The organism is Pseudomonas sp. Sample_10 (assembly GCF_004321495.1).
Lineage (GTDB): Bacteria > Pseudomonadota > Gammaproteobacteria > Pseudomonadales > Pseudomonadaceae > Aquipseudomonas.
In genome coordinates, this window is sequence record NZ_RCOE01000087.1 from 1 (window position 1) to 6303 (window position 6303).

Annotated in this window: 9 protein-coding genes; 2 read left to right on the forward strand and 7 right to left on the reverse strand. The window is 59.5% G+C overall.

Annotation, left to right across the window (positions count from 1 at the left end; translation table 11 throughout):
- Positions 1-75: 75 nt before the first annotated feature.
- Positions 76-513 carry a multidrug/biocide efflux PACE transporter gene (locus D8U18_RS08460; RefSeq protein ID WP_131107439.1) on the reverse strand — a complete coding sequence of 146 codons (438 nt, stop codon included), beginning with the start codon at positions 511-513 and terminating at the stop codon, positions 76-78.
- A gap of 90 nt (positions 514-603) precedes the next feature.
- Between D8U18_RS08460 and D8U18_RS08465 the strand changes: the two genes are divergently transcribed.
- Positions 604-1458: a LysR family transcriptional regulator gene (locus D8U18_RS08465; protein WP_131107440.1), complete on the forward strand. Its 855-nt coding sequence runs from the start codon at positions 604-606 to the stop codon at positions 1456-1458.
- A gap of 119 nt (positions 1459-1577) precedes the next feature.
- On the opposite strand, the gene D8U18_RS08470 is transcribed toward D8U18_RS08465, so the two are convergent.
- The 3 genes from D8U18_RS08470 to D8U18_RS08480 form a co-directional block, all read right to left on the reverse strand.
- Positions 1578-2813 (reverse strand): RNA polymerase sigma factor, encoded by a 1236-nt coding sequence (locus tag D8U18_RS08470; RefSeq protein WP_056852586.1) that lies wholly within the window; start codon positions 2811-2813, stop codon positions 1578-1580.
- A 3-nt stretch (positions 2814-2816) separates the two neighbouring features.
- Positions 2817-3161 (reverse strand): YciI family protein, encoded by a 345-nt coding sequence (locus tag D8U18_RS08475; RefSeq protein ID WP_056852587.1) that lies wholly within the window; start codon positions 3159-3161, stop codon positions 2817-2819.
- 74 nt (positions 3162-3235) lie between these two features.
- Positions 3236-3661 carry a nuclear transport factor 2 family protein gene (locus D8U18_RS08480; protein WP_056852588.1) on the reverse strand — a complete coding sequence of 142 codons (426 nt, stop codon included), beginning with the start codon at positions 3659-3661 and terminating at the stop codon, positions 3236-3238.
- A gap of 141 nt (positions 3662-3802) precedes the next feature.
- Between D8U18_RS08480 and D8U18_RS08485 the strand changes: the two genes are divergently transcribed.
- Positions 3803-4288 (forward strand): GNAT family N-acetyltransferase, encoded by a 486-nt coding sequence (locus D8U18_RS08485; protein WP_130905163.1) that lies wholly within the window; start codon positions 3803-3805, stop codon positions 4286-4288.
- A 66-nt stretch (positions 4289-4354) separates the two neighbouring features.
- On the opposite strand, the gene D8U18_RS08490 is transcribed toward D8U18_RS08485, so the two are convergent.
- From D8U18_RS08490 to D8U18_RS08500, 3 genes are all read right to left on the reverse strand, one after another.
- On the reverse strand, positions 4355-4843 hold the full coding sequence (locus tag D8U18_RS08490) for an N-acetyltransferase (RefSeq protein ID WP_130905164.1): 489 nt from the start codon (positions 4841-4843) through the stop codon (positions 4355-4357).
- Between the two features lie 97 nt (positions 4844-4940).
- Positions 4941-5426 carry a GyrI-like domain-containing protein gene (locus tag D8U18_RS08495; protein WP_130905165.1) on the reverse strand — a complete coding sequence of 162 codons (486 nt, stop codon included), beginning with the start codon at positions 5424-5426 and terminating at the stop codon, positions 4941-4943.
- Positions 5427-5493: 67 nt separating this feature from the next.
- Positions 5494-6156: a LysE family transporter gene (locus D8U18_RS08500; RefSeq protein WP_130905166.1), complete on the reverse strand. Its 663-nt coding sequence runs from the start codon at positions 6154-6156 to the stop codon at positions 5494-5496.
- Positions 6157-6303: the final 147 nt, after the last annotated feature.

The window sequence follows — 6303 nt, forward strand, 5'->3', positions numbered from 1 at the left end:
CGTTCCGCAAACGGCGGGATTATTAAGCGCCACTTCTGTAGATGGGCGTCGCGCTGGTGATCGCCCCTCTACAGGTTACGCGTTACACGTAGAGCGGATAACCAACCGCTCGCGGACCACGTCGTACACCCAGTGATAAAGGTAGGTGTACGGCAGGAAAAACAGCAGTACGCCGATATCCAGTAGGAACGCCTGCCACAGACTGACGTTCAGCCACCACGCGATCAAGGGCACGCCAAGGGCAACCAGTCCGCCTTCGAACAGCAGCGCGTGCACCACACGGACCCAGGCGTTGTGGGCAATGGCAAAACGCTTGAGCAACCGGTCGAACAGGCCGTTGAAGATCACGTTCCAAGCCAGCGCCAGTGCCGCGATCAGCAAGGCGACCGCCCCCATTTCCAGCATCGGCTTTTCCATGATCCAGGCCAGCAAGGGCGTACAGATCAGAATGGCCAGCAGTTCGAAACCGATCGCCTGGAAGATACGTTCAGTGATGGATTTGTTGGCGCTCATGGCCTGGACTCCTTGGGTAGCGATGGTTGCCATGATCCGCCATCACACCGATACTTCGTAATCAATAACCATCGATCAAGGCGATAGTTCATGGCCTCTCATGAAGTGCTGCTGGCGTTTGTCGAAGCCGCCACCCAAGGATCGTTTTCCGCTGCCGCGCGAAAGCTGGGCCGGAGTCAGTCGACCATTAGCGCGGCTGTCGCCAGCCTCGAAATCGACCTGAACCTGACGTTGTTCGACCGCAGCAGCCGCAAACCCGGCCTGACGCCCGCCGGACGAGTAGTACTGCAACGGGCGGAAGACATACTGGCCGCCACCAGTCGCCTGGAAATGACTGCCACCCAGCTCTCGCAAGGGGTTGAGGCGAAACTGACGGTCGCTCTTTCCGACACGTACCAGTCCGACCGCTTCGAAGCTTCGCTCAGCGCCTTCGAACAGCGTTACCCGGACCTGGAGCTCGAATGCCTGATCGCCGAATGCGATGACTTGGTGGCGTTGGTGCAAAGCGGTCGGGCGCAGCTCGCCTTTGCTGAAATGCAGGACAGCTATCCGCCGGACCTGGTCAGGTCGACAGTGGACGAACGCACGGAGATTGCGCTGTTCGTGTCGCCGATGCATCCGTTGGCCGCGCTGGATCACATTGACCAGGACGTGTTGCAGCAACACCGTGAGTTGCGCCTGGCGACCATCGTCAATCCTTACGAAAGCCGGGCGAAGGGCCGCATGTGGTCAGCGCCGAGTTATTTGATGCTGTTGGAAATGGCTCAGGGTGGATTTGGCTGGGCGCCGTTGCCGCGTTGGCTGGTGGCGCGCTTCGGCCCGGGCACCTTGCAGGAACTGCACGTGCGCGGCTGGCCGAAAACGGTGTCGGTCGATGCGCTGTGGTCGCGATTGCATCCACCTGGGTCTGCCGGGAGTTGGTTGTTAGGGAAGATGTTGGAGTGAAGGTCCTTCGGCCCTATCGCGGGCAAGCCTCACAGGGATTTGTGTCGATACCAAAAGTTGTGTGCACCTCAAACCACTGTGGGAGCGGGCTTGCCCGCGATGAGGCCGGCGAAGTCACATCACTCCAACGCCTTGAGCCGCCCCTCGATAAACCGCCGCTCCGGCGCCTGCTGCGTCAACTCAAGTGCCCGCTCATAGGCGGCCCGCGCCTGTTCCACCCGGCCCAGCTGCCGGCAAAACTCCGCCCGCGCCGAATGTGCCAAGTGGTAATCGAGCAGATCACCGCGCGCCAGAATCGCCTCGACCAGAATCAACCCCGCCAACGGTCCATCCCGTTTGGAAATCGCCGCCGCCCGATTCAACTCGATCACCGGCGAAGGCACCGCCCGCAGCAACACGTCATAGAGTCCGACGATCTGCTCCCAATCGGTTTCATCCACCGAGGGGGCCTCGGCATGAACTGCGGCAATCGCCGCTTGCAGGCAATAGGGGCCAAATCGGCGACTGCTCAACGCCCGCTCCACCAGCTCGCAGCCTTCGGCGATCATTGCGCCGTTCCACAACGTTCGGTCCTGCTCATCCAGCAAAATCAGTTCGCCGCTCGCAGAGGTTCTGGCCACCCGCCGCGACTCGTGCAACAACATCATGGCCAGCAAACCCATGACTTCCGGTTCGGGCAGCAATTCCATCAGCAACCGGCCGAGGCGAATCGCCTCGCGGGTAAGGTCTTCGCGGGTCACCTGTGCGCCGATAGACACCGAATAACCCTCGTTGAACACCAGATAAATCACCCGCAGCACGCTGTCGAGGCGTTCGGGTAATTCCGCCAGAGAGGGCACCTGATAGGGAATTTTTGCGTCACGGATCTTTGCCTTGGCCCGCACGATGCGTTGGGCGATGGTGGCCGGCGCCGAGAGAAAGGCTCGGGCAATTTCTTCGGTGGTCAGGTCGCAGACTTCCCGCAGGGTCAACGGCACCTGGGCATCCGCCGCCAATGCCGGGTGACAACAGGTGAAGATCAGGCGCAAGCGATCATCTTCCACGTCTTCGTCACTCCAGTCCGCCTGCTCCAGCGCCTCCAGTTGCGCTAGCAACAATGGCCGCGAAGCATTGAACCGGGCACGCCGACGCAACACGTCGATGGCCTTGAAGCGCCCGGTAGACACCAGCCACGTACGTGGGTTGTCCGGCACGCCGTCCTGTTGCCAGCGTTCGACCGCGACGAAGAACGCCTCGTGCAAAGCTTCTTCGGCGAGGTCGAAATCGCCGAGCAAGCGAATCAACGTTGCCAGGATGCGTCGCGAGTCTTCACGATAAACCTGCTCGACCCGCGCCTTGACCGCTTGCGCCACCATCACTCAAGGATTCAACTGGCGCACGGGGCGCACTTCAACGCTGCCGACCCGCGCCGCCGGGATATTCCCGGCGACCTGGATGGCTTCGTTGAGGTCCTTGGCATCGATCAGGTAGAAACCGGCCAACTGCTCTTTGGTTTCGGCGAACGGGCCGTCGGTGATCGACATTTTGCCGTTGCGCATGCGCACGGTGGTGGCGGTCTGCACGGATTCCAGCGCCTCGGCGGCGACCATCCGGCCACTGCCCTGGATCGACTCGGCATAAGCCATGCACTCGGAATCGTGCGGGCTCTCCGGCAGCGAATGCAGCAGGTGCTCATCGCTGTAGACCAGGCATAAATACTTCATCGCGTTCTCCTTCATCGAACGGATCAACTATGGCCGCAGATCGGCACCTTGGCGTTGTTTGCGATAAAAAAATCTCAGGGCTTGAGGTCGAACAGCGGTGCACCGGTTTGCATGTCGAACGGTGCCGACCAGTGTTCATGGACGATCTGCCACAACCCCGCTTCTTGCCGGTAGCACTGCGAGACGCGCATCCAGCAGGCCTGGGTTTCGCCCTTGTCGTTGGTGCCGCCGCAATGGGCCAGCCAGTGGGCGAAGGCGATTTCCTGGGACGGTTCGATGGTAACTTCGTGGAACTCGAAGATGTGCGGGCCGGGGCACATTTGCATGCACTCCTGCCAATGGGCGCGATAGGCGGACTTGCCCTTGAATTGCAAAGCCTTGACCGCGTCGAAGGAGACGATGTCATCGGCATACAGCGCCATGACTTTATCCACGTCCTTGGCCATGACGGCCTGGCGATAGCTTTCGATGAGGTTCTGGATCTGGGTTTGCGAGTTCATGGTGGTTCTCCGTGGTTTTTGTTGGAAGACACCCATAGTCGTCTGGCGATCCGTTGAATCGACAGGTGAAATAAAAATAATCCAATCCACCGGAATCGCTAGAATCCGGGGTTCTAATCATGTTGGAAAAAGGACCGTCCCGTGACAACCCGACTCATGCCATACGAAAGCCTGAATGCGCTGCAGCGCCAACAGATCGAGGCCATTGAAGTACATCCCGAGCAGATAAAGTTCTGCGGCGACATCCACGGTGCATTGCACACCTTGTTGTCCAAGCCCGGCCCGGGGGTCAAAGGATTTGCCCTGCTGGCTGAAGACATTCCGGTGGCCTTCCTGCTGCTCAAGCGCCCCCCGGTATTGCCTGAATGGGCCAATGAACACAGCGCCACCCTGCATGCCCTGCAAGTCGACCAACATTCGCAAGGCAAAGGCTACGGCAAGGCCTGCCTGCAAGCCTTGCCCGAGGCTGCGCGCCAGGCTTGGCCGGAGATCAAAGGGTTGGAATTGTCGGTGGATGCGGACAACGACACCGCCATTGCGCTGTATGCCCGGTATGGTTTTGTCGACAGTGGCGAGGCGTATAAAGGGCGGATCGGGTATGAGCGGCGGATGGGGTTGTTTTTCTAACCGGGGATCAATACAAAACCAATGTAGGAGCGAGCCGGCTCGCTCCTACAGGGGGTTGCGTCGGATTTAGAGATTGAGTGCCATCTCGTGCCATGCCATGCCACCGTGGTCGGACGCCGATGGCTTGATATAGGCAAAGCCGAACCCGGCATACAGCGGGATATGCCGCTCTTTGCACATCAGGTTGATACTGGCCTTGTTAAGCGCGCGCATGCGCTCGATGAACTCGCCCATCAAGCGTTTCGCCAAACCCTGCCCCTGATAATCCGGATGCACCACCACCGACATGATCACCACGTGCGGTCCGGCCGGGTCGTGGCCAATCAGCTCCTTGAACGCCTCGTCGGACATTTCCACCTGAAATGCCGCACCGGAGTTGATGAAACCGGCTACCACGCCATCCACTTCAGCAACGATGAAACCCTCAGGCCAGGTGGCGATGCGGGTGGCGATTTTTTCCCGGGTGGCGGCTTCGTCGCCTTCGTAGGCAACGGTTTCGATGGCGTAGCAGCGGTCCAGGTCAGCGGGCGTGACATTGCGGATGACGGTGTTCATGGCAGCTCGGAATCAGCGAGGGAAAGGCCGGGATCATAAATCAGCGGCTGCGCGACATCGAGAGACGAATCTACCGATCTACTCTCCGATGCCTCGATTACGCCTTGATCGGCAGCCAGATTTCCAGCTTGCCGGTGTTGAGCTTCGGGTTGAAATCTTCGCTGTAGCGCTCGAACTCCGGAGCGGCCAATTGCTCGTGTCCGGACTGCGGCAACCACGTACCGTGGATGTACTGGAAGGTTTGCGGCAGGTCTTCCAGCGCACCCTTGTGCTCGAACACGACGTATTGCTGGGGCTGGACCTCTACCCAGCGGTACGTTTCCGGCAAATCGTCGAGCTTGCTGATCTCGACGCCGGCGATGTAATCGAATCCGCCCTGGCCATCGAAATTGCAGCAGACACCGTAGGTCACTTCGCCTTTTTGCCCTGGAACATTGCCAATATGGGGGATGAATTTTTCCCAGAGTTCGGGAATGCCTTTCACGGTTTGTTGGGTAAATTTTCCGCCAAGCCCTGCAATCAGCAGAAAGTGCCCGTGCTCAATGCGGGGTTCGGACACCTCAACACGTGTTTGTTCATCCATGACTCGACTCCTGGCGCTTAAAAGTGGGTTTGGCAGGGAGTATAGAAGCCAATCCCGCATCGCCAAGTTACAAGGCGTGCAACTGCTCGACGGCGCCAGAGCCCACAAACTCGTTGTAGCCAGACAGGATCACGTAGACCGCGAAGTAGCAGAAGATCGCCGCCGATGCCATGTAGGAGTAACGCAGCAATTTGTCGCCGAGCAACTTGCCACCGTGGCTCGCCGCGAAGCACACGCCTGCGCACCACAGCAGCCCGGCGCAGAGGAAGCCGCCGAGGAACAGCGCCGAACTCAACCCACCCCCGCCTCCGGAACGGGCGATCAGCGTGCCGCCCACGGCCGCGAACCAGAGAATGGCGCTGGGCGACGACATGGCGAGAAAAATCCCGCGAAAGAATTCCTTGCGATGGGAGTTGTGGCCGACTTCAGCAGTCTGCGCCAACAGCGCCTCATGGTGGATCGCCGAGTAAATCATCTTCGCCGCGAAGTACACCAGCAGCGCCGAACCGCCGATCCACAACACCCAACGGACGGTTTCGTATTGCAGCAAAACGGTCATGCCGGCCAGCGCCAGCACCGCGTAGACCAGGTCGCCGACACAAGTCCCCAGGCCCAGTGCAAAGCCTTGAAAATAGCCGCGTTGCATCGCCAGGGTGATCATCGCGATGTTGGCCACGCCGATGTCCAGGCACAGCGAAAGGCTCAGCAAAAAGCCACTGGTGAATTCCATCGTTCCATTTCCTTCGGAAAAATTTGTTTACAAGGAGGCTGGACAGTCTGCCACAGCTGGTCGTACATTCCGCCACAGGTCACCACAGACCTGCGTCGCTCGGACGGTTCCGGGCGCTTACGTTATCCGAGGCAACAATGGCCGAAC